Below are 23,543 nucleotides of genomic sequence, written 5' to 3' on the forward strand. Positions count from 1 at the left end.
GGGCCCCATGTCGATCCAGCACACCGTCGTCTTCCGCCTCGTGCATCCGGCGGGTTCCGTCGAGGAACGCGAATTCCTCGCCACGGGTCACGCCGTCCTGACGTCCATCCCCGGGGTCGCCGACTTCACGATCCGCCGACAGGTCAGCCCGAAGAGCGATCTCCACCATCAGTTCTCGATGGTGTTCGCGGATCAGGGTGCCTACGACGCGTACAACGCCCACCCCGCGCACACCGCGTTCGTCGCGGAGCGGTGGGTGCCGGAGGTCGAGGACTTCCAGGAGTACGACTTCGCCGAATGAGCGGCGCCGGCTCCTACTGCTCGCGCAGCTTGACCAGACGCTCGTGGCCGGTCTCCTCGAGCTCCGCGATCTCGTCGCGGGACTTGAGGAAGTCGGAGAACGACCGGTAGCCGAGAGCCTTCTCGCTGAACGACGGATCCATGCGGCGCATGTGCGTCTTGACCGCCGAGCTGTGCAGCCACTCGTCGGCGTCGGTCTTGTCGTGACCGAGCCGCAGCGCGCGTTCCAGCAGCTGCGTCGCCTCGCCCTGTTCGTCGAGCTTCGGTTCCTCGACCTTCGCCGCGGCCTTGGACTTGGCCCTCCGGGGCGCCTTGGCCTTCGGGACATCTGCCGGGGTCTCGGCGGCCGGCTCGGCGGCATCCGCCGTCGGCGCCGTCACGACCGGTGCGACGGGCTTCGTCGGACGCACGACGCCGGGGAGCGAGTCGTAGGCCTCGAACTCGTCGCAGGCCGCGGCCAGCGACTTGGCGGTGGAGCCGGCGACGCCGACCCCGATCACGTAGCGCCCGAGCCGCTTGCACCGCTGCGCCAGCGGCACGTAGTCGCTGTCGCCCGCCACGATCACGACGTGCGTCAGGTCGGGGAGGCGGAACATGTCCTCGACGGCATCGACCGCGAGCCGGATGTCGGCACCGTTCTTGGCGTACGCCGCCGCGGGGAACAGCTGCACGAGGTCGACAGCGCGGGCCACGAGCTGGGAGCGGTACTCCGCGTTCACCGGCGATGACCAGTCCGCGTAGGCCCGTGTGAGAACGAGGGTGCCGAACGAGGCGGCGTAGTCGATGATCGCGCCGACCTCGATCATCGCCCGGCTCAGCCGTTCGACGACGTCGGGATCGTTCGGGTTCTCGGTGATCCGCTGGCGGTCCTTGCCGTAGGCGTTGCGTCCGTGAACGCGGTCATACCAGGAGATGACGATGTTGTCGAAGTCCAGGTAGACCGCGACGCGGGCGTTCGTGGGCTCAGCCATGGTCGGCCTCCTCGCGCGGGTAGCGCACCCCGATCTGCGAGCGGATCTCGTCGAGGGTGCCCATGATCGCCACGGTCTCGGCGATCGGCAGGATGTCCCCCTCGAGGATGCCCTCGCGCACGAGGCGCTCGGCGTTCAGCGCCTGATACTGCATGCCGCGCCCCTCGACCTCGGAGACGTACTCCTCCTGGACGGTGCCGTCCGGAAGGACGACGCGGAACGAGGTGGGCGAGTACCAGACGCGATCGATGTCGATGCGGGCCGCAGTGCCGACGATGCTCGCGGCGTTCGGGCCGGCGCCGCGGGAGGACGACAGCGTGGTCGAGATCGCGCCGCCCTCGTGCGTCATGACCGTCGCGACCTCGGCGTCGGCTCCGGTCTCGATGAGGCGCCCGACGGCGCGCACCTCGGTGGGGGCGCCGAGGATGTCGTACACGAACGAGATCGGGTAGATGCCGAGATCGAGCAGCGCGCCGCCGCCCAGCTCGAGGTCGTTGAGCCGGTGCGTCGGGTCGGTCGGGAGCAGCTGGGTGTGGTCGGCGCTCACGACGCGGATCTCACCCAACGTGCCGGCGGCGATGATCTCGCGGATGCGGACCATGTGCGGCAGATACCGCGTCCACATCGCCTCGGTCACCAGCAGGCCCTTCTCGGCGGCCGACCGCTGCAGGTCCTCCGCCTCGGCGCGGTTCAGCGTGAAGGCCTTCTCGGCGATCACGTGCTTGCCGTGCTCGAGTGCGAGACGCGCGTTCTCGTGGTGCATCGGGTGCGGGGTCCCGACGTAGATGATGTCGACATCCGGGTCGGCGACGAGCGCCTCGTATGACGCGTGCGCGTGGGGGATGTCGAAGCGGGCGGCGAAGGCGTCCGCCGATTCCTGCGAGCGCGAACCGACGGCCACCAGATCGAGTCCTGCGGTGCGTAGATCGGATGCGAACGAGGCGGCGATGCCGCCGGTCGCGAGGATTCCCCAACGAAGACCAGTCATCATCTCAGCGTAGAGGGTGTCGCGGGTGTGACGGAGTGTGACATCGCGTGACGTCCGGCATCGGCGGCATGGCAGCGGCGCGCACCGCGAATCTACGGTGACGAGCATGACGGAACCTCTCATCATCGGCGCCATGGTGCGCACGCTCGGCGCGTACCCGTCGGGGTGGCGGCAGCCGGGCGCTCATCGCGATCCGGCGGCCGATGCCGACATCCTGCGCCGCATCGCGAGGGAGGGAGAGGATGCCGGACTCGACTACCTCTTCTTCGGAGACTGGCTGGCGACCGGACCCGACCTGGAGTTCCGCGATCCGTACCTGCTCGCTCGCATCGATCCGGTCAGCGCCGTGCTGTTCCTCGCCGGCATCACGTCGCGGATCGGACTCATCGCCACGGTCAACACGACCTACGCCGACCCGTACACGACCGCGCGGTCGCTCGCGTCGCTCGACGTGCTCACGCGAGGCCGCGCCGGGGTCAATCTGGTGACCGGCGCCGAGCCGCGCGCCGCGGGCAACCACGGCCGCGATGCGCACGCCGACAACGAGACGCGCTACGACCGAGCCGAGGAGTTCGTCACGGCGCTGCGGCGGCTCTGGGACTCCTGGAGCGACGACGCCTGGATCGCGGATGCCGCGCGCGGCGTGCTCATCGACCCGGAGGGCCTTCGAGCCGCCGACCTCGTGGGCGAGCGGGTGCGGGTCACCGGTCCGCTGAACGTCGCCCGCCCGCCGCAGGGGCAGATCCCGATCGTGCACGCCGGCACCTCGCCCCGATCGCGGGCGCTCGCGGCCACCCAGGCCGACCTCGCTCTCATCGCCGCGCCGAACCTGGCCGACGCGATCGCCACACGAGCGGGGCTGCGTGACATCGCCGCGGAGTCCGGGCGCTCGCCGGACGAGGTGAAGGTGATCGCGCCCGTGCTCCCGGTCGTCGCCGACACGGATGCCGAGGCGCACCGCATCGTGGAGCGCCTGCTGGCACTCGTGCCGCTCGCGGAAGGGCATCAGACCACGCGCACGGCGTTCCCGCCGAACCGGACCGTCGATGCGCTCGCCGACGCGCTGGGTGTCGCCGCCGACGATCCGCTCCGCGCGGCCGCCTTCGACCAGCCCGTGACCGCCGACGACGCCGCGCGGCTGGGGGAGGTCGGTGCGGCCCTCGTCGAGAGGGTGTCGCGCATCGCCGGCGTCGGCGTCTCCGCCGGAGACCCGCTCACCTGGCGGCACCTCGTCGCCGCGCACGCCGTGCCGGCCGCCTTCGTGGTGGGCGACGCGCGCACGATCGCCGATCACTTCGAGACCTGGCGCGACGAGGGAGCGGCTGACGGATTCAATGTGCTGTCGGCCTTCCAGCCCGCCCAGTTCGAGGCGTTCACGCGCATCGCGGCCCCGGAACTGCGGCGCCGCGGCCTGCTCGCTCCGGACGCCGACCGGTCCGGCGAGACCCTTCGCGATCGCCTGCGTGTGACCTCCCGTGTCGACGCATGACCGGACGTTTCGTCTCGCGACGGTCGGTGTCCGGCGCTTCGCCGTACGGCATCCGTCTTCCCTAGCGTGATCCTCACCTCGCAGTCCCGCACCACTCCCGCACCCGTGCACCCGAAGCCCAGGAGGCCTCTCCCATGAACCGCCGTCTCATCCGTGCAGCCGCCGTGGCGCTCCCGCTCGTCCTCGCGACGAGCCTCGCCGCCTGCGCCTCCTCGCCGGCACCGGCCAACGCACCGGCCGAGGGGAGCGACCCCGTCACCGGCGGCACGCTCACCTACCTCGAGCACCAGACGTACACGAACCTGTACCCGCCGCAGGCCGGCTTCTACCCCAACGGCGGCGTCGTCAACAACATCGCCGCCCGCCTCACCTGGCAGAACCCGGAGTCGCTCGACATCGAGCCGTGGATCGCCTCCGACTGGACCGTGAACGACGACGCGACCGAGTACACGTTCAATCTGAAGCCCGACGTCACGTTCTCCGACGGCACCCCGCTCGATGCCGCGGCCGTGGCGAAGAACTTCGACACCTACGGGCTCGGCGTCGCCGACCGGGGGCTCACGATCTCCGAGGCGATCAACAACTACGCCAGCAGCGAGGTCGTCGACGAGGACACGGTCACGTTCCGCTTCTCGGCCCCGGCACCCGGTTTCCTGCAGGCGACCTCGACCATCAACTCGGGCCTCCTCTCACCGGCGACGCTCGACGGCACGATCGAGGACTTCGGCGCCGGCAACGCGGAGGAGATCATCGGCTCCGGCCCCTTCACCGTGACCGACGAGAAGCTGGGCACCGAGTACACGCTCACGGCGCGCGACGACTACGCGTGGGCGCCGGAGAGCGCGGAGAACCAGGGGCGTCCGTACGTCGACGCCGTGCACGTGCTCGTCACGCCCGAGGACTCGGTGCGCATCGGCTCGCTGATCGCCGGACAGGCCGACTACGTGCGGTACGTGCAGGCCTTCGACGAGGACCGTGTCGAGAGCGCGGGCTTCACCCTCTACGCCCCGCAGACCCGGGGCGTGAACAACGCGATCAGCCTGCGTCCGAGCAACCCGCTCCTCACCGACATCCGCGTCCGCCAGGCGCTGGTCGCCGCGGTCGACGCACAGGAGGTCGTCGACACGCTCTTCACCGAGAACTATCCGGTGGCGACCTCGGTCCTCTCGTCCGAGGCCCTCGGCTACAAGGACGAGTCCGAGCACTACGCGTTCGATCCCGACAAGGCCGAGAAGCTCCTCGACGATGCGGGATGGAAGCCGGGATCCGACGGAATCCGCGAGAAGGACGGCGAGCGCCTCTCCTTCACGGTGTACGAGGCGAAGCCGCAGCCCCTCTCGAAGCAGACCCTCGAGCTCGTCGCGCAGCAGCTGGCGAAGGTCGGTGTCGAGCTGAGCGTCAAGCCGGGAGACGCCGGAAGCGCCGCCGCCGATAACCGCGACCCGCTCAAGACCGGCTTCTACCACTCCATGGTCGGACGCGCCGACCTCGACGTGATCAAGAGCCAGTACTTCACGAAGAACCGCGACACGCTCATCTCGAACGACGCCGAGCTCGACGCTCTGCTACTCGCCGTGGCATCCGAGCCCGACCCCGACAAGCGCGTCGCCGCCTCCCAGGCCGTGCAGGACTACATCGCCGAGCAGGCGTACGTGATCCCGCTGTTCGAGGAGCCGCAGGTGTACGGCGCGGCGACCTACGTGCAGGGCGTGGCCTTCGAGTCGGTGGGTCGTCCGACCTTCTCCGGCGTGTGGCTCGCCGAGCACTGATGAGCACGGTGCACCGATGAGCTTCGTCCTCCGACGAGCCGGGCAGGCCGCGATCGTTCTGATCGCGGCCTTCACGGCCACCTTCTTCCTGCTGCAGCTGCTGCCGGGCGATGCGATCCTGATCAAGTTCTCGGACCCGAGCCTCGGGCTCTCGCCCGATCAGCTCGACAGCATCCGCGCGACCTACGGCGCCGACCTGCCGTGGTGGGAGCAGTACGTGCACGCGGGGCTGGGCTTCCTGGCCGGGGACTTCGGGTACTCGACGCAGTTCGGGACTCCCGTGCTCACGATGCTGGGCGAGGCGTTGCCGTCGACGCTCCTGCTGGCCTTCCTGGGCCTGGTCGTGGCGCTGGTGATCGCGGTCCTCGTCGCCGGGCTCTCGTCGCTCGCGCGCTTCGCGTGGCTGCGCGACGGTCTGCGTCAGATCCCCGGACTGTTCGTGGCCGTTCCGGTCTTCTGGCTCGGGATCCTGCTCATCCAGGTGTTCTCCTTCGGCCTCGGATGGGTGCCGATCGTCGGCGCCGACCCGGTGTCGGGGCTCATCCTCCCGGTGCTCACGCTCGCCGTGCCGATCTCGGCGCCCCTGGCGCAGGTGCTCGTGCGCAGCATCGATCAGGTGCAGGCCCAGCCGTTCATCACGGTCGTGCGGGCCAAGGGGGCGCCTCCCGTCTGGGTGCTCACCCGCTCGGTCGCCCGGAACGCGGCGGTGCCGACCCTCACGATCGCGGGTGTGCTGTTCGGCGAGCTCGTCGGCGGCGCGGTGGTGACGGAGACCGTGTTCGGTCGCACCGGCGTCGGACGGCTCACCGAGCAGGCCGTCGCGAACCAGGACATCCCGGTGCTGCAGGGCGTCGTGCTGCTGTCGGCCCTCGGCTTCGTGCTGATCAGCTTCGCCGTCGATCTCGTGACGCCGATCATCGACCCGCGTCAGCGGAACGTCGCGAGGGCGATCGCGCCCCGCGCACTGCAGGAGGCCCCGGCATGACCGTCCCCGTTCTCACCACGCTTCCCGTCCCGGTCAGCCCGGAGCCCGAGCCGGATGCCGTCGCTCCGGCATCCGTCCGCCCCGGCACGCCGCTCCGGGCGCTGCCGTGGGGCCTCTACCTGGCGATCTCGGTCGTGGTGCTGGCCGTGCTCTGGGCCGTGATCCCCGGAGTCTTCGCCCCGGGCGATCCGCTCACCGGTGCACCGGCCGACAAGCTGCTGCCGCCGAGTGCCGCGCACTGGTTCGGTACGGACACGCTCGGTCGCGATCTGTTCGGCCGCGTCGTCCACGGCGCGGTGCACTCGCTCTCCGGCGCGCTCATCGCCGTGACCGTGGGCCTCGGCCTCGGCACGCTGATCGGCGCGGTCGCCGGTGCCGTCGGCGGCATCCTCGACGACGTGCTGATGCGGATCGTCGATGTGCTGCTCGCGATCCCCGGCCTGCTGCTGTCGCTCTCGGTGATCATCCTGCTCGGCTTCGGCACCGTGAACGCCGCGCTCGCGGTCGGTCTGGGCAGCGTCGCGGCCTTCGCGCGCCTGATGCGCGCCGAGGTCGCCCGGGTGCGGCGCACCGAGTACGTCGAGGCCGCGTACGGCAGTGGGGCGACCTTCTTCGCGGTGCTCCGCCGGCACGTGCTCCCGAACTCGCTCACCCCGATCGTCGCGCTCGCCGCCCTGCAGTTCGGCACCGCGATCCTCGCGATCTCGACGCTCGGGTTCCTCGGCTACGGTGCGCCGCCGCCCACACCCGAATGGGGCCTCCTGATCGCCGAGGGGCGCAACTACATCGGGACAGCGTGGTGGCTCACGGCCCTCCCCGGTCTCGTCGTCGTCGCGGTGGTGCTCAGCGCCAACCGCATCAGCCACCGACTCGGAAGGAACACCCGATGAGCGTCCTCGCAGCGAACGATCTGCGGATCTCCTACGCGGGACGCGAGGTCGTCCACGGCATCTCCTTCGAGATCCAGGAGGGCGAGACGCTCGCGCTCGTCGGCGAGTCGGGGTCGGGCAAGTCCACCACCGCACACGCTCTGCTGGGGCTCCTGCCCACCGGGGGACGCGTGGACGGCGGCAGCGTGCGGCTCGGCGACCTCGACATCTCCGGCTGGTCGGACCGCGCTCTGCGCGGCATCCGCGGGCCGGCGATCGGCCTCGTGCCGCAGGACCCGACGACCTCGCTCGACCCGGTGCGACCGATCGGCGCGCAGGTGGCGGAGATCCTGCGGCTGCACGGGCACCGGGATCGCCGGACCCGCCGCGCGAGGGTCATCGAGCTGCTCGACCGCGTCGGCATCGACGACCCCGACCTCCGCGCCCGCCAGTACCCGCACGAGCTCTCGGGCGGGATGCGGCAGCGCGTGCTGATCGCCACCGCGATCGCGCTGGGCCCGCGGCTGCTGATCGCCGACGAGCCCACGAGCGCGCTCGACGCCACCGTTCAGCGCAAGGTGCTCGACCTGCTCGACGAGCTGCGCCGCGAGGAGGGCACCAGCATCCTCCTCGTGACGCACGACCTCGGCGTCGCCGCCGACCGTGCCGAGCGGCTCGTCGTGCTGAAGGACGGCCGGATCGTGGAGCAGGGCGCGAGCGCGGATGTTCTCGCGGCGCCGGCCGACGCCTACACCAAGCAGCTCCTCGCCGATGCTCCGGCGTTCGCGACGGGGTTCCGCCGGCCGGACGCCCCGCCGTTCCTGCGCGATGCGGCCGCGGTCGCGGCGGAGAATCCCTACGCGATCGTGGCCGAGGGACTCGTGAAGGAGTTCCGGGTCGGCGGACGCGAGCGCTTCCGCGCCGTCGACGACGTGTCGTTCCGGGTGCGCAAGGGCACCACGCACGCGCTCGTGGGGGAGTCCGGGTCGGGCAAGACCACGACCGCCCGGCTGGTCACCCGCTTCCAGCAGCCGGATGCCGGCACGATCGAGGTCGCGGGGGCCGACGTGACCCGCGCGTCGCGCGAGCAGCTGCGTGCTCTGCGTCGCCGTATCCAGCTGGTCTACCAGAACCCCTTCGCGTCGCTGGATCCGCGCCAGCAGATCGTCGACATCGTCGCAGAGCCGCTGCGGAACTTCCGCCAGGGCTCGCGGTCCGACCAGCGTGCACGGGCGCTCGCGCTGATCGATCGGGTGTCGCTTCCCGCCGACGTCGCACGACGCACTCCGCAGGAGCTGTCCGGCGGGCAGCGGCAGCGCGTGGCGATCGCCCGCGCCCTCGCGATCGACCCCGAGATCGTCGTGTTCGACGAGGCGGTCTCCGCTCTCGACGTGACCGTGCAGGCCCGCATCCTCGAGCTGCTCACCTCGCTGCAGGCCGAGCTCGGACTCACCTACCTGTTCATCTCGCACGACCTCGCGGTGGTGCGCCGGATCAGCCACACGGTCTCGGTGATGCGCCGTGGTCGGATCGTCGAGGAGGGCCCGACCGAAGAGCTGTTCCACGACCCCCAGCACGACTACACCCGGGAGCTGCTGGCCGCGGTGCCCGGTCGAACGGAGATTCCCGCATGACCGCCCCCACCGTCGCCTTCTTCACCCGCCTGCTCGACGACGCGGCGCCCGCCGAGCGCTACGCCCTCGCGGCCGCGCAGATCCAGCTGGCCGAGAGCGTCGGCATCGGACGAGCGTGGGTCGCGCAGCATCACTTCCGCGCGGCGGAGGGCGGTCTTCCCTCGCCTCTGGTGTTCCTGGCGAACATCGCGGCGCGCACCACGCGCATCCGCCTGGGGACGGGCGTGATCACCCTGCCGCTGGAGGATCCGGTGCGCGTCGCCGAGGACGCGGTGGTCGCCGACCTGCTGTCCGACGGGCGACTCGACCTGGGGCTCGGCAGTGGCGGCACCCCGTCGTCGTTCGTGCCGTTCGGCGAGGACGTGCGCGACAAGGCGCCGACCTACGACCGCAAGCTCGCCGTGCTGCTCGACGCCCTGACCGCTCGCGACATCGGCGCGGGCAACACGCTCTACCCGGATGCCGCTGACCTCGCCGACCGCATCTGGCAGGCGACGTTCTCGGCGCCGGGCGGCCATCGCGCCGGCATCCACGGGCACGGACTGCTGCTGTCCCGTACGCAGCCTCGCCGCGACGACGCGCTGCACGCGCCGCTCGCCGCCCTGCAGGATCCGATCATCGACGCGTACCTCGAGGCTCTGCCCGACGGTGCGACGCCGCGGATCACCGCCTCCCGCACCGTGTTCGTCGCCGACGACCGCGCCGAGGCTCTGCGCTTCGCCGAGGTCGGACTGCGGCGCGCGGCCGAGGGCTTCCGGCGACAGGGCCAGACGATCCCCGGCGACAGCATCGACGAGCTGATCGTCGCCCTCGACACGCACCTCGGCACGCCGGAGGAGGTCGCGGAGTCGCTCGCCGCCGACTCCACCCTCGCCCGCGCGACGGAGGTCGCGTTCCAGGTGCATTCGGTCGACGCCCCGCACGACCATGTGCTGCGCTCGATCGAGCTCTTCGCCGAGCAGGTCGCGCCCGCGCTCGGCTACGCACTCACCGACACCATCAAGGAGAAGGCATGACCCACGACATCGTCGATCAGATCGCGGGGGTGACGCCCGAGCTCGATGCCCTGCGGCGTCGTCGCCCCGTCACCAAGGAGCAGTTGCAGGCGAGTTTCGACGCGCTGTTCCGGCCCGTCTCGGAGGAGCACGCGTCGCAGGCGGAGCGGGAGCTCATCGCCGCGTTCGCCACGCGGCTCGCCGGCAGCTCCGACGCGACCGGCACGTTCTACGCCGACCGCGCGCTCGCCGCCGACGCAGGTCGTGCGGCGGTCGTGCTGGCCGAGGCATCGGACGCTGCGGTCGGAGGACCGTTCGGCGCGTACACCGAACGCGGTCTGCAGGGCGAGAGCACCGAGGGGGAGCGCTACGCGCCGTCGGATGCCGCCGCCGAGGCTCTCGGAGACCGGCTCGCCGCCGCACTGGCGCACACGCACCTGCTGGTGTTCCGTCCGCGGGAGGCGTCGGCGGCGGACATCAGTCGACTGCTCGACGCCGGATGGTCGGCCGACGGCATCATCACGCTGTCGCAGCTCGTGTCGTTCCTGGCGTTCCAGCAGCGGGTCATCACCGGTCTCCGGGTGCTCGCTGCCGCCGGTCTCGCGTCGACTGCGCAAACCGATTCCGAGGAGGAAGCAGCATGACCGCCGACCAGAGCGTGCTCACGCACGACGCCCCGCATCCCCACGCCTTCACGCGCGGCGAGGTCGGCTGGCTGCCGCACCTCGCGCCGCTGCCCGAGGAGGAGCTCACCGAGCGGCACTACGACGGGCTCGTCGACGCCGCGCGGGCCAAGAACGACTACTTCCGCCTCCTCGCGCGCGATCCCGAGATTCTGAAGGCGCGCACCCTCGTCGACAAGGACATCTTCTACAACGTCGCCGAGGGCCTCCCTCGGGCCGAGCGCGAGCTCGCGGCGACCGCGGCATCCCGCCGCAACGGCTGCGTGTTCTGCGCCTCGGTGCACTCCCGTTTCGCCGCGCACCACGGCAAGCGCGTGGACGATGTCGACCGCCTGCTCGACGCGGGCGTGGAGGCCGACCTCGGCGAGCGGTGGAACGCGGTCGTCGCGGCATCCGTCGCCCTGACCGACACGCCCAGCGCGTTCGGGGAGGCCGAGATCGCCCGGCTCCGCGCGGCCGGTCTCGACGATCTGGAGATCGCCGATGTCATCCACGGCGCGGCGTTCTTCAACTGGGCCAACCGGCTGATGCTGTCGATCGGACGGCCGGTCGCGCCGGCCTGACCCCTCGACCTACGGGACGAGGATGATCTTGCCCGGGGCGGCGCCGGATTCCATGAGCTCATGGGCCTGCGCCGCTTCGGCGAGCGGCAGCTCGGGACCGAGCTCGATCGTGAAGTCACCGGAGGCGAGCAGCTCGACCGTCTTCGGCAGCGCTTCGGCCCGCCAGGCGAGCTCCTCCTCGGTCAGGGGCACGGGAGAACCGCCGGAGAAGGCGCGGATGCCGAACGAGGCGGCATCCGGTCCCCGCACGATCGTCGCGATCCGGTCGCGGTCGGCGACGAGGGCGAGCGACGTCTCGATCGCCTCGTCGGTGCCCGCGCAGTCCAGGACGACCGTGACGGGAGCAGGTGCGACGTCTCTCACGCGCTCGAGGAGGCCGGCGTCATAGGAGATCGGGATGGCGCCGAGCTCGCGCAGGAGCTCGTGGCGGGAAGGGCTCGCGGTGGCGATCACCGTCGCGCCCCAGGCCACGGCGAACTGCACCGCGAACTGGCCCACAGAGCCGGAACCGGCGTGGACCAGCAGCACATCGCCGTCGGTCACGCCGAGCGAGCGCAGCGCCTGGTAGGCGGTGCCTGCCGGGATGCCGATCGCCGCGCCCTCGGCGGCGGTCACCGCATCGGGGAGCGCCACGAGCTTCTCGGTCGTGATCGCCAGCGCCGAGGCGTAGGTGCCGAGCGCATCGCGGATCGCGACGCGGTCGCCGACCGCGAAGTCCTCGACGCCTTCGCCGAGCACGTCGACCACTCCGGCTCCGTCGAAGCCGACCGGGCGGGGCTCGGTGATGTCCGGAGAGGGGCGCTTGCGACTGCGCAGCTTGGCGTCGATCGGGTTCACGCCCGCCGCCTCGATCCGCACGACGACCTCGCCGCGCGCCGCGACGGGGTCGGGGATCTCGATCTCGTGGAGGACTGCGGGGGATCCGAACTCGGTGTAGACGATCGCGCGTGCCATGCGATCCAGGCTACCCGCGTGCGCTGCTCAGCGCCCGGCAAGCGCCTTCATGATGCGCTGCGGCGAGACCGCCTGCGCGGTGCCGAGCCGCTGGGCGAACACGCTGATCCGGTACTCCTCCAGAAGCCAGCGCACCTCGACGAGTGCGGGCGCGGCATCCGCGGGGAGCGGGATCGTCCCGCCGGCGTCCTCGAACGCCTTCGCCATCCGCTCGAACTCCGTCATGCGCGCGCGGTCCTTGCCCGGCTCGTTCGTGAGCGTCTTCAGGCGGTCGAGCATGCCCTCGAGATAACGCGGGAAATGCGCGAGACGCTCGACGCCCGCGGTCGAGACGAATCCCGGATGCAGGAGGCCGGACAGCTGCGTGCGGATGTCGTTCAGGGGTCCGAGCAGGGCCAGCGAGTTCTGCGCCTTGATCCCGCGCTCCACCTCGCGGGACTTCGTGAGGATGCGCGCGACCAGCGAGACGCAGGTGAACAGCTCATCGACGAGGGATGCCGAGACCGCATCGCGCACCCGGGCGAACTCCGCCTCGCTGCGCACGATCCCGGTCCCCTGGGTCGACGCGTCGATCACTCGTCGCGCGACCGCGGCCCGGCTGTCCTCGATCAGGGCCGCCGCGGATTGGTAGGGCGAAGCCGCGAGCGCGAGCTTCTCCTGGCTGGTGAGGTGCTCCTGCACGTACGACGACGGGGAGGGGACGCCCAGCAGCACGAGCCGGAGCACGCCCTTGCGCGTCGCGTCCGCCGCGGCATCCGCCGTCGACTCGACCCGCACCGAGACGGTCTTGCCCTGGTCGACGATCGCCGGATACCCGCGCACCACGCCGCCGGCGACGCGGGTGTCGAGGACCTCCGGGAGCTCGCCGAACGTCCAGGCCGTCAGGCCGGTCTGCTCGATCTTCGGGGCTGGATCGCTCGATACCCTCAGGGGTCCGGAAGTGCGCGGAGGAGCGGCGATCGACCGAGCGACGCTGCTGCGGGCGCGGTCGGAGAGCTCGGCCTGCAGCGTACGCAGGTCGCGACTGCTGCCGACGACGCGGCCGCGCTCGTCGACGGCACGGAAGTTCATGCGCAGGTGCGGTGGCACGCGCTCGTCCTCGAAGTCGCCGGCCGCCACCAGCTGATTCGCCAGCGGCTGGATCATCCGAGCGAGCGCTTCCTTGAGCGTGCGCGGGGGCAGGCCGCCGTGGTTCTCCGGCCCCTGGTCCGCGAGCTCCGCTCCGAACTTCTCGGCCCAATCTGCGGCGGGGACGACGTGACGGCGGATCGCCTTGGGCAGGGCGCGCAGGAGTCCGGTGACCAGCTCGGCGCGGAGGCCGGGCACCTGCCAGTCGAAGCCGCGGTCCTCGATCTGCGCGAGCAGCGGCAGCGGCACGACCACGCTCACGCCGTCGTCGGCGGCACCCGGCTCGAACCGGTACGCGAGGCCCAGCACCTGATCGCCCTGGTTCCAGCGCGTCGGGAACTCGCTCTGGTCTGCCCTGGCCTCGTCATCGAGCAGGTCGGCCTCGCGCATGACCAGCAGCTTCGGCGTGGTCTGCAGCGCGTCACGCCACCAGGTTTCGAAGGACCGCACGTCGAAGACCTCGGCGGGGATCCGCTCGTCGTAGAACCGGAAGACGGCCTCGTCGCCGGCGAGGATGTCGCGGCGCCGCTCCCGCTCCTCGAGCTTCTCGAGGCGCTTGCGGAGCTCGTGGTTGCTGCGCCAGAACGCACTGACCCGCTTGTCGATGCGGGTCGGATCCCACTCGCCCTCGACGAGCGCGTGCCGGACGAACAGCTCACGCGACGCGGCGCGGTCGATGCGCGCGAACTGCACGCGGCGACGGGGGATGATCTCGACGCCGAACAGCGTGACCTTCTCGAACGCGACGGCGGCGCCGGCATCCTTCGACCAGTGCGGCTCCGTGACCTGACGCTTGGCGAGGTCGCCGGCGAGCGGTTCCGCCCAGGCGGGGTCGATCGCGGCGACCGTGCGTGCGAAGGTGCGGGAGGTCTCGACGATCTCGGCGGCCATGACCGCCTGCGGGCTCTTCTTGCGCAGGCCGGAGCCGGGGAAGATCGAGAAGCGGATGCCGCGGGCTCCGCGGTACTCCGCGATACGGCGACCCTTCGGCTCCTTCGCGGGGGAGTGCCCCTTGCCCGCCGGTGCGGTGCGCTCGTCCAGGATGCCGATCTGCGAGAGCAGTCCCGACAGCAGCGCGCGGTGGATCGCGTCCGGATCCGACGCTCCCTGCTGGGTCCCAGAGCCTCGCGAAGGGCCCTTCTTCGCGTCCTTGACCAGGGTGCTGAGCTGGCGGTGCACGTCGAACCACTCGCGCACGCGCACGTAGTTGAGGTGCTCGGAGCGGCACAGGCGCCGGAACGCGCTCGAACCCAGCTCGCGCTGTTGCTCACGCAGGTGGTTCCAGAGGTTGAGGAGAGTGAGGAAGTCGCTCGTCGGGTCGACGAAGCGCGCGTGCAGGCGATCGGCCTCCTCGCGACGCTCCTCCGGACGCTCACGGACATCCTGGATCGTCAGGCCCGACACGATCGGCAGGACGTCGTGCACGACCTGGGTCCCTGAGCCTGTCGAAGGGCGCCCCGCCTCGATCAGCATCCGTGCGAATCGCGGATCGATCGGCATGCGCGAGATGTCACGGCCGATGCGGGTGAGGTGAGGGGAATCGTCGCGACGCGACGGCTCCACCGCGCCGAGCTCCGTGAGCAGGTCGAATGCCGCCTTCACGCCACGCGAGTCCGGAGGGGTGAGGAACGGGAAAGCCGTGATGTCCCCGAAGCCGAGCGACAGCATCTGCAGGATGACCGAGGCCAGCGAGGTGCGCAGGATCTCGGGCTCGGTGAACTCCGGGCGCTTCTCGAAGTCCTCCTCCGCGTAGAGCCGGATGGCGATGCCGTCGCTCGTTCGCCCGGCTCGGCCCGCCCGCTGGTTCGCCGACGCCTGCGAGATCGCCTCGATCGGAAGCTGCTGCACCTTGGAGCGATTGCTGTAGCGGGAGATGCGCGCCGTGCCGGTGTCGATCACATACCGGATGCCGGGAACCGTGAGGCTCGTCTCGGCGACGTTCGTGGCGAGGACCACCCGGCGGCGCACGCCGGCGACGCGGCTGCGCTCGAAGACCCGGTGCTGCTCGGCGGCCGAAAGGCGTCCGTAGAGGGGGAGGACCTCGGTGGGGGAGCGATCCTTCGCATACGCGCCGCGCACGGCATCCGCGGCGTCCCTGATCTCCGCCTCGCCGGGCAGGAAGACGAGCACGTCGCCCGGCTCCTCCCGATCGAGTTCGCGCAGGGCCGCGACGATCGCCGACACCTCGTCCTCGTCCTCGGTCTCGTCGGTCTGCGCGCGGTAGCGGATCTCCACCGGGTAGGTGCGGCCGGACACCTCGATGATCGGGGCGGGGTCGCCGCTCGTTCCTGAGCTGGTCGAAGGCGCGAAGTGCTTCGCGAAGCTCTCCGGATCGATCGTCGCCGAGGTGATGATCACCTTGAGGTCGGGACGCTCCGGCAGGATGCGGACGAGGTAGCCGATCAGGAAGTCGACGTTGAGCGAGCGCTCGTGCGCCTCGTCGATGATGATCGTGTCGTACCGGGTGAGGAGTCGGTCGCGATGGATCTCGTTGAGGAGGATGCCGTCGGTCATCAGCGCGACGCGGGTCTCGTCGGACACCTTGTCGGTGAAGCGCACCTTGTAGCCGACGAGCGTGCCCAGCTCGACCTGCAGTTCCTCGGCCACGCGTTCGGCGATCGTGCGGGCGGCCAGGCGTCGCGGCTGGGTGTGCGCGATGCGGGTACGGCCGAGCTCGAGCGCGATCTTCGGCAGCTGCGTCGTCTTGCCCGATCCGGTCGCGCCGGCCACGATGACGACCTGATTGTCGCGGATGGCGTCGGCGATCTCCTCCCGGGCGGCGCTGACGGGCAGCTCCGGGGGTAGGAGATGACGGGGAGGGACGCGGACATAGCCCTCCATCGTATGACGAATCGAGGATGCTCTTGCCACGCAAACTGCTTTGAGATACAAAGTAGAGATGACCACGCGGCGATGGGCGATCGGGCTCCCGGTGCTGAGGGTCGCGCTCGTCGCAACGGCATCCGTGCTCGTCTGGCTCGTCGTCCGGATGGGCGAGAGCGACGTCTCGTTCCCGCCGCCGCCGATGCTCGCGGTCATCGCGATGCTCCCTGTCAACGTGGTCTGCTTGGTGCTCGTCGCCCGGCTGCTGCGACGAGAGGGGCGCAGCATCCGAGAGGTCCTCGGCTACGAGCCGCGCCGACTCGGACGCGACCTCCTGTGGGGGCTGCTGTGGCTCGTGGTGATGTACCTGCCGTTCGTCGCGACGATCATGCTCGTCGTCTGGCTGCAATACGGCAGCGAGATCTTCGTCCGGATGGAGACGATCTTCTTCGACCCGGCGAGCATCCCGACGCTGGACCCGGTCACCTGGACAGTCATCGCGGTCGTCGGCGTGCTCACCTTCGCGCCGCTGAACGCCCCGGTCGAGGAACTCGTCTACCGCGGGTACGCCCAGGGGGCGCTCGAGCGGCGTTGGCCGACGGTTCTCGCGATCGTCGTGCCCGCGGCGCTCTTCGCGTCGCAGCACATCTGGTACGCGCCCACGCCCGCGGCGGTGGTCGCGTTCGTGTGCGCCTTCTTCGTCTGGGGCGTGGGATCCGGGTGGATCTACCGGCGTCAGGGTCGCCTGATGCCGCTGGTCCTCGCCCACGGACTGGTCAATCTGTTGTTCACCCTTCCCGTGCTCGTCTTCGTCATGATGGGCCTCCCCGTGAACGGAGCCGGTTGATGGTCGAGTCGTCGCATCACGAGAAGGACGAGGCGCTGGCGCCGGCGGAGATGCTCGCGCTGGTGCGCGACCAGCAGCGCAGCGTCGAGGGGCAGATCGCAGCCTTCGTCCCCCTGCTGCTCGTCGCGTGGGGCGTCGCCTGGCTTTTCGGCCTCGGTGCCCTCTGGCTGATCGACGGGATGCGCCCCGGTCTCACGGTGCCGCCGGCCGTGGCGATCACGATCGCCACGGCGCTGTTCGTCGGTGCGATCGTGCTGTCCGCCGTGCTGGGCGCTCGTTCGGGACGCGGCGTGCGCCGTGACGCGGCGACGGCGTTCCCGGCGATCGTGTACGGCTGCACGTGGAGCCTCGGCACCGTCGCGATCGTCGCCGTCGGACTCGGTCTGCTCGCGAACGGCATGGATGCCGCGCTCGCACGCATCTTCTTCCCCACCGTGCTGGTGCTGTTCGCCGGGCTCATGTTCGTCCTCGGGACCGCCATCTGGCGTGCGGTGCCGATGCTGCTCCTCGGCGTCTGGATCGTCGCCGTCGCCGTCGCGGCTCCGTTCTTCGGATACCCCGCCGTTCTCCTCGTGCTCGCTGTCGGCGGCGGACTCGGCTTCCTCGCTCTGGGGGCGCTGTCCTTCCGCCACCTCTCCCGACTGCGCCGGCCCCTGGCGGGAGGCCGCCGTGGTTGAGCTCGACCCGGTGATCCACGCCGCCGCGCGGCTGAGGATCACCGCGGCGCTCGCGACGCTGGAGCCCACCGAGAGCATCACGTTCCCCCGCCTGCAGGAACTGCTCGACATGACCGCCGGGAACCTCTCCACCCATCTGCGCAGACTCGAGGATGCCGGCTACGTCGCGGTCGAGAAGACGCACAAGGGGCGGACTCCGGTCACCTACCTCGCGCTCACGCCGCCGGGGAGGCGAGCGTTCGACGCCTACATCGAAGCGCTGCGCGCCGTCCTGGGCGGGTGACATCCGCACACCACCCACAGGGTCGTACCCCTACGATCGTCGGGTGACGACGACAGAGCTGCCGCCCGCCCCGCAGGGCGCGCGAACACCGATCGCCCTGCGCCCGCTGCGCTGGCTCCGCGGATTCGGACGCCCACCCCGCATCCTCGGACTCGACGTCGCGAGAGGCCTCGCGATCCTCGGCATGGCCGGGGCGCACATCGGCGAGACCGAGCCCTTCGAGTGGCTCGATCCCGCGACCTGGACCGACCTCGTGCACGGGCGCTCCTCGATCCTCTTCGCGGTTCTGGCGGGTGTCTCGATCGCGCTGATGACAGGGCGCAGCGCGGTGCCGGAGCGGGAACGCCTGCCCGACATCCGACTGCGGCTGATCGGACGCGGAGCGGTGATCTTCGTGATCGGGCTCGCGCTGGAGATGCTGAACACGCCGATCGCCGTGATCCTCACGCTCTACGGGCTGCTCTACGTCGCGGTCATCCCGTTCCTGCGGTGGCGCGCGTGGCAGCTGCTGCTCGGTGCCGGGGTGCTCGCGCTGGCGGCACCGGCCCTGCTGGCATTCCTCGCCGCCGTGATGCTGCATCCCTACGGCGCCGGGATCGGCTTCGTGCTCTACGGGTCCTACCCGATCACGGTGTGGATGGCTCTGCTCCTCGGCGGCCTGGCTCTGGGCCGGATGCGGGTCGACCGGCTGCGGACGGCGGTCATCGCGCTCGTCGTCGGAGTCGTGCTGGCCGTCGTCGGATACGGACTCGGCGTCGTCGGCCAGACCACGGGTGTCACGGGTTCCCTGGAGGGCGGCTCCTCGTACGCGGCGGACGGCAGCAGCGAGGTCTGGTCCCCTCCGAGCGGCTGGGACGGCTACCCGCAGGCCCTCGCCGGGACCGATCCGCTCCATGCCGTGGTCACCGCGGTGTTCGCCGTCGAACCGCACAGCGGCGGGACGGCCGAGATCCTCGGCTCCGGCGGGCTCGCGCTCGCCGTGATCGCGCTGTGCCTGCTGCTCAGCCGTCCGCTGCGCTGGCCGCTGCTGCCGCTGGGTGCCCTCGGCTCCATGCCGCTGTCGGCATACAGCGCGCACGTGGTGTCGATCGTGCTGGTCGCAGGCCCCGGCGGATTCTTCTCGAGCAACCCGTTCTGGGGTCTGACAGCGGTCGGACTCCTGCTGGTCACGACAGTGTGGTCGATGTTCTTCGGACGCGGACCTCTCGAGCGACTGGTCGGCCGAGGGGCGGCGGCGATGGCGGCGATTCCGACCTCGCCTGTCATCACAGGTCATAGGCTGGAATCATGACCATTCCTGCACTCGAACTGAACGACGGCAACTCCATCCCGCAGCTCGGCTACGGCGTCTTCAAGGTGCCGCCGGCAGAGACAGAGCGCGCGGTGAGCGAGGCGCTGGAGATCGGCTACCGCCACATCGACACGGCCGCGATCTACGGCAACGAAGAGGGCGTCGGCGCGGCCATCGCGGCATCCGGCATCGCCCGTGACGAGCTGTTCGTCACCACGAAGCTGTGGAACGACCGCCACCACGACGAGGAGCCGCGCGCGGCGATCGCCGAGAGCCTGGAGAAGCTCCGGCTCGAGAACGTCGACCTGTACCTCGTGCACTGGCCGACTCCGGCGAAGGACGACTACGTCCACGCGTTCGCCAAGCTCGTCGAGCTGCGCGAGGCGGGCCTGACCCGCAGCATCGGGGTCTCGAACTTCCTGGTGCCCCACCTCGAGCGCGTGGTGAACGAGACCGGCGTCGTGCCGGCCGTGAACCAGATCGAGCTGCACCCCGCATACCAGCAGCGCGACGTCGTCGCCTGGTCCGATGACCACGGCATCCGCACTGAGGCGTGGGGCCCGCTGGGCCAGGGCAAGTACGACCTGTTCGGCACGCCGGCCGTGGCCGAGGCCGCCGCGGCACATGGCGTCACGCCCGCGCAGGCCGTGCTCCGCTGGCACCTGCAGAAGGGCATCATCGTCTTCCCGAAGTCGGTGCGCGCCGAGCGCCTGCGCGAGAACCTCGACGTCTTCGGCTTCACGCTGACCGACGCGGAGGTCGCGGCGATCGACGCACTCGACCCGCTCGACGGCTCGGGCCGCGTCGGATCCCACCCCGACGACGTGAACTGACGCCGCACCCGTTCGTACATGACGCCCCGTGTCGCCGCCCGCGACACGGGGCGTCGTCGTAGGTACCGTCGAGGCATGACAGCTCCGTTCCGCGTCGTCGCCGTGTCGGGTTCCCTGCACGAGCCGAGCAAGACGACCGCCCTCGTCCGCGCGATCACGGCCGCGATCGCAGAGCGCGCCCCCGTCGAGTCGCAGCTCATCGAGCTGACGCAGATCGGACCCGGCCTGGCCGGGGCGCTCCGCCGCGATCAGCTCCCCGCCGAGGTCGAGGAGCAGCTGCGCGCGATCGAGACCGCCGACCTGCTGATCGTCGGGAGCCCCGTCTACCGCGCCTCGTTCACCGGACTCTTCAAGCACCTCTTCGACTTCGTGGGGCAGTACGACCTGGTCGGCAAGCCGGTGCTGCTGGCGGCCACCGGCGGCGGTGAACGGCACGCCCTGATCATCGAGCACCAGCTGCGACCGCTGTTCGGCTTCTTCCAGGCCCTCACTCTGCCGCTCGGGGTCTACGCGAGCGACACCGACTTCGACGGCTACGAGATCACGTCCGAGATCCTGCAGTCACGCATCTCCCTCGCCGCCGAGCGTGCGCTGCCGCTCGTGGGCTACGCCGCGTCGCGACCCGTGGAGCTTCTCGTCTCGTGACCTGAGCCCGGGCGGGCTGGTGCTCACAGGTGGCGCGTGGGGTCCATCCGCTGGTGCAGGATTCGGATCACATCGACCCCGGCTGCGCTCGTGACGAAGAAGATCAGATGGCTGCCGATGGCGTAGCGGCGGTACCCGGTTCGTATCTCCGGGACGGCACGGCCGCGCTCCGGCTGGTCCGTGATTCTCTCGATCGCACTTCGGATCTCCAGAACGTAGGTCTCGGCCTGCTGCGCGTCCCATCGTTCGGCGGTGAAATCCCAGATCGCGGAGAGATCGCGCTGAGCGGCCGGGGCGAGCCGATACTGCCCCACGGTCAGGGTTTCTTCGAAGCGATGAACGCGTCGAAGTCGAACGGCTGGGGCTCGCCGCTCTCTTCTCCGGCGACGAGAGCTGTGCGCAGCGCGGCCATCTGCGTCTCCTGATCCTCGAGGAGTCGCAGACCGGCCCGAACGACCTCGCTCGCCGATCGGTAGCGACCGGTCGACACCTCACGGGCGAGGAAATCCGTGAAGTGCTCGTCGAGGCTGATCGAGGTGTTGTTCGCCATGCCCCGAGAATACCAAGAATTGGTAGTGTGGAGATCGGAAAAGGAGTGAGTCCATGACGAATCGGCTCGCCGACACCCTCAGCCCGTATCTGCGTTCGCATGCCGACAACCCCGTCGACTGGTACCCCTGGGGTGAGGCCGCTTTCGCGGAAGCCCAACGGCGCGATGTGCCCCTGCTGATCTCGATCGGCTACTCGACCTGCCACTGGTGCCATGTCATGGCCAGGGAGTCCTTCTCGGATCCCGCGATCGCCGCGCTCATGAACGACGGCTTCGTGTCGGTGAAGATCGACCGCGAGGAGCATCCGGAGGTCGACAGCGCCTACATGGCCGCGGCATCCGCCTTCACGCAGAACCTGGGATGGCCGCTCACCGTGTTCGCCACCCCGGGCGGGCGCGCGTTCTACGCCGGCACCTACTGGCCGCCGGACGCCCGGCCTCCCATGCCGGCGTTCCGCGATGTGCTCGCAGCCGTGGGGGAGGCGTGGACGCTGCGGCGCGCGCAGGCCGAGGAATCGGCGGATGCCGTGACCGATGCACTGGCACGCGCTGCCGAATCCGTGCCGGCCGATCTGCCGGAGGGCAGCGCGATCGCCGCCGCCGCGGAATCCATCGCCGCGCGCGAGGATCGTCACCACGGCGGCTTCGGCGGGGAGCCGAAGTTCCCGGTCGCCACGACCCTGCGGTTCCTGCAGGACCCGCTCGTGCGTCAGCAGGCACCGGTGGCTGCCGCCGCCGCGCAGAGGGCGCTCGCCGCGATGGCCGCCTCGCCGCTGCGCGACGCCGATGGCGGCTTCTTCCGCTACGCGACCCGGCGCGACTGGTCGGTGCCGCACTACGAGCGGATGCTCACCGACAACGCCCAGCTGCTCGACGTCGCGCTCGACGCTGGGGATGAGGCGGTGGCCAGGGGCGTCGCCGGGTTCCTGCTGGCTGCGCTCCGGCGGGACGAGGGCGGCTTCGGCGCGGGGCAGGACTCCGAGTCGTGGATCGACGGTGTGCGCAGCGAGGGCGGGTACTACCTGCGCCCGGTCGTGGAGCGGGCGGGGCTCGAACCGCCAGCAGTCGACGGCAAGGTCATCACGGGTTGGAACGGCCTGGCGATCGGGGCGCTCGCCCGCGCCGGGTCGCGATTCGACGAGTCGTCGTGGGTCGCAGCGGCCGCAGCCGCGGCAACCCTCGTGCTGCGGCGCAACAGGGACTCCCGCGGTGCTCTCGTGCGCGCCTCGCTCGACGGCGAGGCCTCGACCGCGGTCGCGACGGCGGCCGACCTCGGACTCCTCGCGGATGGGCTGTTCGCCCTCGCCGCTGCCACCGGGGAGGCGAGCTGGGCCGTGACGGCGCGGGGCATCCTCGACGAGGCGCTCGCGGGTGTCGGCGGCGATCCGCTGCTGTCGGCCAACGGCATCGCGACGGCACCGGATCACACCGACGGCGATCTGCCCTCGGATGCCGCCGCGGTCGCGGCGGCGGCGCTGACCGCCTGGCGGCTGGGCGCGGGGGACCGGTATCGCGAAGCGGCGGCGGCGACCGTTCGGGCCCTCGCGGTCCGGGCGCTCGAGCAGCCGTTCGCGCACGGCAGTCTCCTGCGGGTGGCGGCAGGACTCGCGGCAGCCCCGCGACAGGTCGTTGTCGTCACGTTCGAGCCGGATGGTGCGCTGGCCCGAGCCGCGCAGCGGATGGAGGCCGACGTGATCGCCGTCGCCACGCCCACCCAGGCCGCGGCGTTCGCCGATGCCGGATTCGAGCTCTTCGAGGGCAAGGCGGCGACGGCGGAGCGCGCGTACGACTGCCACGCGTTCGTCTGCCGGCTCCCGGTGAGCGATGCGGCCGAACTCCGGATCTCGCGCTGAGATTCAGCGCTGGTTGCGCGGATGCTGTCGCGCGGTGCGCTCGTTGCCGCGGCGGTAGTTCCCGGTCAGCCGCGCCATCAGCAGCTGCGCGTCGCCGCGCTCGACATCCACGAGGAACTCCTGGGCGCGGGCGCCACGCAGCACCGCGGCCGTCGTCCCGTGGTGGCGGATGACGACCTCGTCGCCGCGCACGGCGAACTCGAAACCGGAGGGGCTGCCCATGCAGCGAGCGTAGCGTCGACGTGACGGATGGAGAGCACTGTGCAATCTGCATAGCGTCTCGCGGTCTGTCACCGAATGATTGCGCGTCATGCGCAGCATCCGGTGCACCGATTGCTCAGCGTTTCGATTCCGGTCTAGGGTTGCGCGACAGCAGGCAGGACTACTCGGTCCGCCGCCGGATCACAGCAAGG

The 23,543-nt window shown here is 70.7% G+C and carries 23 protein-coding genes; 16 read left to right on the forward strand and 7 right to left on the reverse strand.

Features of this window, described 5'->3' with window-relative positions:
* The first annotated feature begins 7 nt into the window (after positions 1–7).
* Entirely contained in the window at positions 8–301 is a 294-nt protein-coding gene (locus tag ABS642_RS21740) for a Dabb family protein (protein WP_350351745.1), read from the forward strand.
* 13 nt (positions 302–314) lie between these two features.
* On the opposite strand, the gene ABS642_RS21745 is transcribed toward ABS642_RS21740, so the two are convergent.
* Positions 315–1,271, reverse strand: a complete 957-nt coding sequence (locus tag ABS642_RS21745; RefSeq protein WP_350351746.1) for an NYN domain-containing protein — start codon at positions 1,269–1,271, stop codon at positions 315–317.
* Positions 1,264–2,259, reverse strand: coding sequence for a Gfo/Idh/MocA family oxidoreductase (locus ABS642_RS21750; protein WP_350351747.1), 996 nt, complete (start codon positions 2,257–2,259; stop codon positions 1,264–1,266). Before ABS642_RS21750 ends, ABS642_RS21745 begins: the two co-directional genes overlap by 8 nt.
* 106 nt (positions 2,260–2,365) lie before the next feature.
* On the opposite strand from ABS642_RS21750, the gene ABS642_RS21755 reads away from it, so the two are divergent.
* The 8 genes from ABS642_RS21755 to ABS642_RS21790 all read left to right on the forward strand — a co-directional run bounded on the left by ABS642_RS21755 (position 2,366) and on the right by ABS642_RS21790 (position 11,246).
* Positions 2,366–3,748, forward strand: coding sequence for an NtaA/DmoA family FMN-dependent monooxygenase (locus ABS642_RS21755; RefSeq protein WP_350351748.1), 1,383 nt, complete (start codon positions 2,366–2,368; stop codon positions 3,746–3,748).
* A 134-nt stretch (positions 3,749–3,882) separates the two neighbouring features.
* Positions 3,883–5,517: a TIGR04028 family ABC transporter substrate-binding protein gene (locus tag ABS642_RS21760; RefSeq protein WP_282216517.1), complete on the forward strand. Its 1,635-nt coding sequence runs from the start codon at positions 3,883–3,885 to the stop codon at positions 5,515–5,517.
* A gap of 16 nt (positions 5,518–5,533) precedes the next feature.
* Positions 5,534–6,502, forward strand: a complete 969-nt coding sequence (locus ABS642_RS21765) for an ABC transporter permease (RefSeq protein WP_350351749.1) — start codon at positions 5,534–5,536, stop codon at positions 6,500–6,502.
* On the forward strand, positions 6,499–7,392 hold the full coding sequence (locus tag ABS642_RS21770; protein ID WP_350351750.1) for an ABC transporter permease: 894 nt from the start codon (positions 6,499–6,501) through the stop codon (positions 7,390–7,392). Before ABS642_RS21765 ends, ABS642_RS21770 begins: the two co-directional genes overlap by 4 nt.
* Entirely contained in the window at positions 7,389–9,005 is a 1,617-nt protein-coding gene (locus ABS642_RS21775) for an ABC transporter ATP-binding protein (RefSeq protein ID WP_350351751.1), read from the forward strand. The genes ABS642_RS21770 and ABS642_RS21775 overlap by 4 nt, the downstream gene beginning before the upstream one ends.
* Entirely contained in the window at positions 9,002–10,021 is a 1,020-nt protein-coding gene (locus ABS642_RS21780; RefSeq protein ID WP_350351752.1) for a putative FMN-dependent luciferase-like monooxygenase, read from the forward strand. The genes ABS642_RS21775 and ABS642_RS21780 overlap by 4 nt, the downstream gene beginning before the upstream one ends.
* Positions 10,018–10,644: a CMD domain protein gene (locus ABS642_RS21785; protein WP_350351753.1), complete on the forward strand. Its 627-nt coding sequence runs from the start codon at positions 10,018–10,020 to the stop codon at positions 10,642–10,644. The genes ABS642_RS21780 and ABS642_RS21785 overlap by 4 nt, the downstream gene beginning before the upstream one ends.
* The gene (locus tag ABS642_RS21790; protein ID WP_282216523.1) at positions 10,641–11,246 is read left to right on the forward strand and encodes an alkylhydroperoxidase domain protein; all 606 of its coding nucleotides are present in this window, start codon (positions 10,641–10,643) and stop codon (positions 11,244–11,246) included. Before ABS642_RS21785 ends, ABS642_RS21790 begins: the two co-directional genes overlap by 4 nt.
* Before the next feature lie 9 nt (positions 11,247–11,255).
* Here the strand turns inward: ABS642_RS21790 and ABS642_RS21795 are convergent, their stop codons facing one another.
* The gene (locus tag ABS642_RS21795) at positions 11,256–12,200 is read right to left on the reverse strand and encodes an NADP-dependent oxidoreductase (protein WP_350351754.1); all 945 of its coding nucleotides are present in this window, start codon (positions 12,198–12,200) and stop codon (positions 11,256–11,258) included.
* Positions 12,201–12,227: 27 nt separating this feature from the next.
* Positions 12,228–16,169 (reverse strand): ATP-dependent RNA helicase HrpA, encoded by a 3,942-nt coding sequence (gene hrpA / locus ABS642_RS21800; RefSeq protein WP_350353478.1) that lies wholly within the window; start codon positions 16,167–16,169, stop codon positions 12,228–12,230.
* Between the two features lie 58 nt (positions 16,170–16,227).
* Here hrpA and ABS642_RS21805 point away from each other — a divergent pair, with 58 nt between their 5' ends.
* From ABS642_RS21805 to msuE, 6 genes are all read left to right on the forward strand, one after another.
* Positions 16,228–16,998, forward strand: a complete 771-nt coding sequence (locus tag ABS642_RS21805; RefSeq protein WP_350351755.1) for a CPBP family intramembrane glutamic endopeptidase — start codon at positions 16,228–16,230, stop codon at positions 16,996–16,998.
* On the forward strand, positions 16,998–17,675 hold the full coding sequence (locus ABS642_RS21810; RefSeq protein ID WP_350351756.1) for a hypothetical protein: 678 nt from the start codon (positions 16,998–17,000) through the stop codon (positions 17,673–17,675). The genes ABS642_RS21805 and ABS642_RS21810 overlap by 1 nt, the downstream gene beginning before the upstream one ends.
* Complete coding sequence (locus ABS642_RS21815) at positions 17,668–17,958, forward strand: transcriptional regulator (protein WP_350351757.1); 291 nt, start codon at positions 17,668–17,670, stop codon at positions 17,956–17,958. Before ABS642_RS21810 ends, ABS642_RS21815 begins: the two co-directional genes overlap by 8 nt.
* Before the next feature lie 43 nt (positions 17,959–18,001).
* Complete coding sequence (locus ABS642_RS21820; RefSeq protein ID WP_350351758.1) at positions 18,002–19,249, forward strand: heparan-alpha-glucosaminide N-acetyltransferase domain-containing protein; 1,248 nt, start codon at positions 18,002–18,004, stop codon at positions 19,247–19,249.
* A complete protein-coding gene (locus ABS642_RS21825; protein WP_282216530.1) occupies positions 19,246–20,082 on the forward strand; it encodes an aldo/keto reductase in 837 nt (278 codons plus the stop codon). Before ABS642_RS21820 ends, ABS642_RS21825 begins: the two co-directional genes overlap by 4 nt.
* 75 nt (positions 20,083–20,157) lie before the next feature.
* Positions 20,158–20,727, forward strand: a complete 570-nt coding sequence (gene msuE / locus ABS642_RS21830; RefSeq protein WP_282216531.1) for an FMN reductase — start codon at positions 20,158–20,160, stop codon at positions 20,725–20,727.
* A gap of 23 nt (positions 20,728–20,750) precedes the next feature.
* Here msuE and ABS642_RS21835 read toward each other — a convergent pair whose 3' ends face one another.
* Both ABS642_RS21835 and ABS642_RS21840 read right to left on the reverse strand, forming a co-directional pair.
* Positions 20,751–21,041, reverse strand: coding sequence for a type II toxin-antitoxin system RelE/ParE family toxin (locus ABS642_RS21835; protein ID WP_350351759.1), 291 nt, complete (start codon positions 21,039–21,041; stop codon positions 20,751–20,753).
* Positions 21,042–21,043: 2 nt separating this feature from the next.
* Positions 21,044–21,277: a type II toxin-antitoxin system ParD family antitoxin gene (locus ABS642_RS21840; RefSeq protein WP_282216533.1), complete on the reverse strand. Its 234-nt coding sequence runs from the start codon at positions 21,275–21,277 to the stop codon at positions 21,044–21,046.
* 53 nt (positions 21,278–21,330) lie between these two features.
* Here ABS642_RS21840 and ABS642_RS21845 point away from each other — a divergent pair, with 53 nt between their 5' ends.
* The gene (locus tag ABS642_RS21845) at positions 21,331–23,130 is read left to right on the forward strand and encodes a DUF255 domain-containing protein (RefSeq protein ID WP_350351760.1); all 1,800 of its coding nucleotides are present in this window, start codon (positions 21,331–21,333) and stop codon (positions 23,128–23,130) included.
* A 3-nt stretch (positions 23,131–23,133) separates the two neighbouring features.
* Here the strand turns inward: ABS642_RS21845 and ABS642_RS21850 are convergent, their stop codons facing one another.
* Positions 23,134–23,352, reverse strand: a complete 219-nt coding sequence (locus tag ABS642_RS21850) for a hypothetical protein (protein ID WP_282216535.1) — start codon at positions 23,350–23,352, stop codon at positions 23,134–23,136.
* Between the last annotated feature and the right edge of the window lie 191 nt (positions 23,353–23,543).

The sequence above is a fragment of the Microbacterium sp. A8/3-1 genome, assembly GCF_040267695.1.
GTDB lineage: Bacteria > Actinomycetota > Actinomycetes > Actinomycetales > Microbacteriaceae > Microbacterium > Microbacterium luteolum.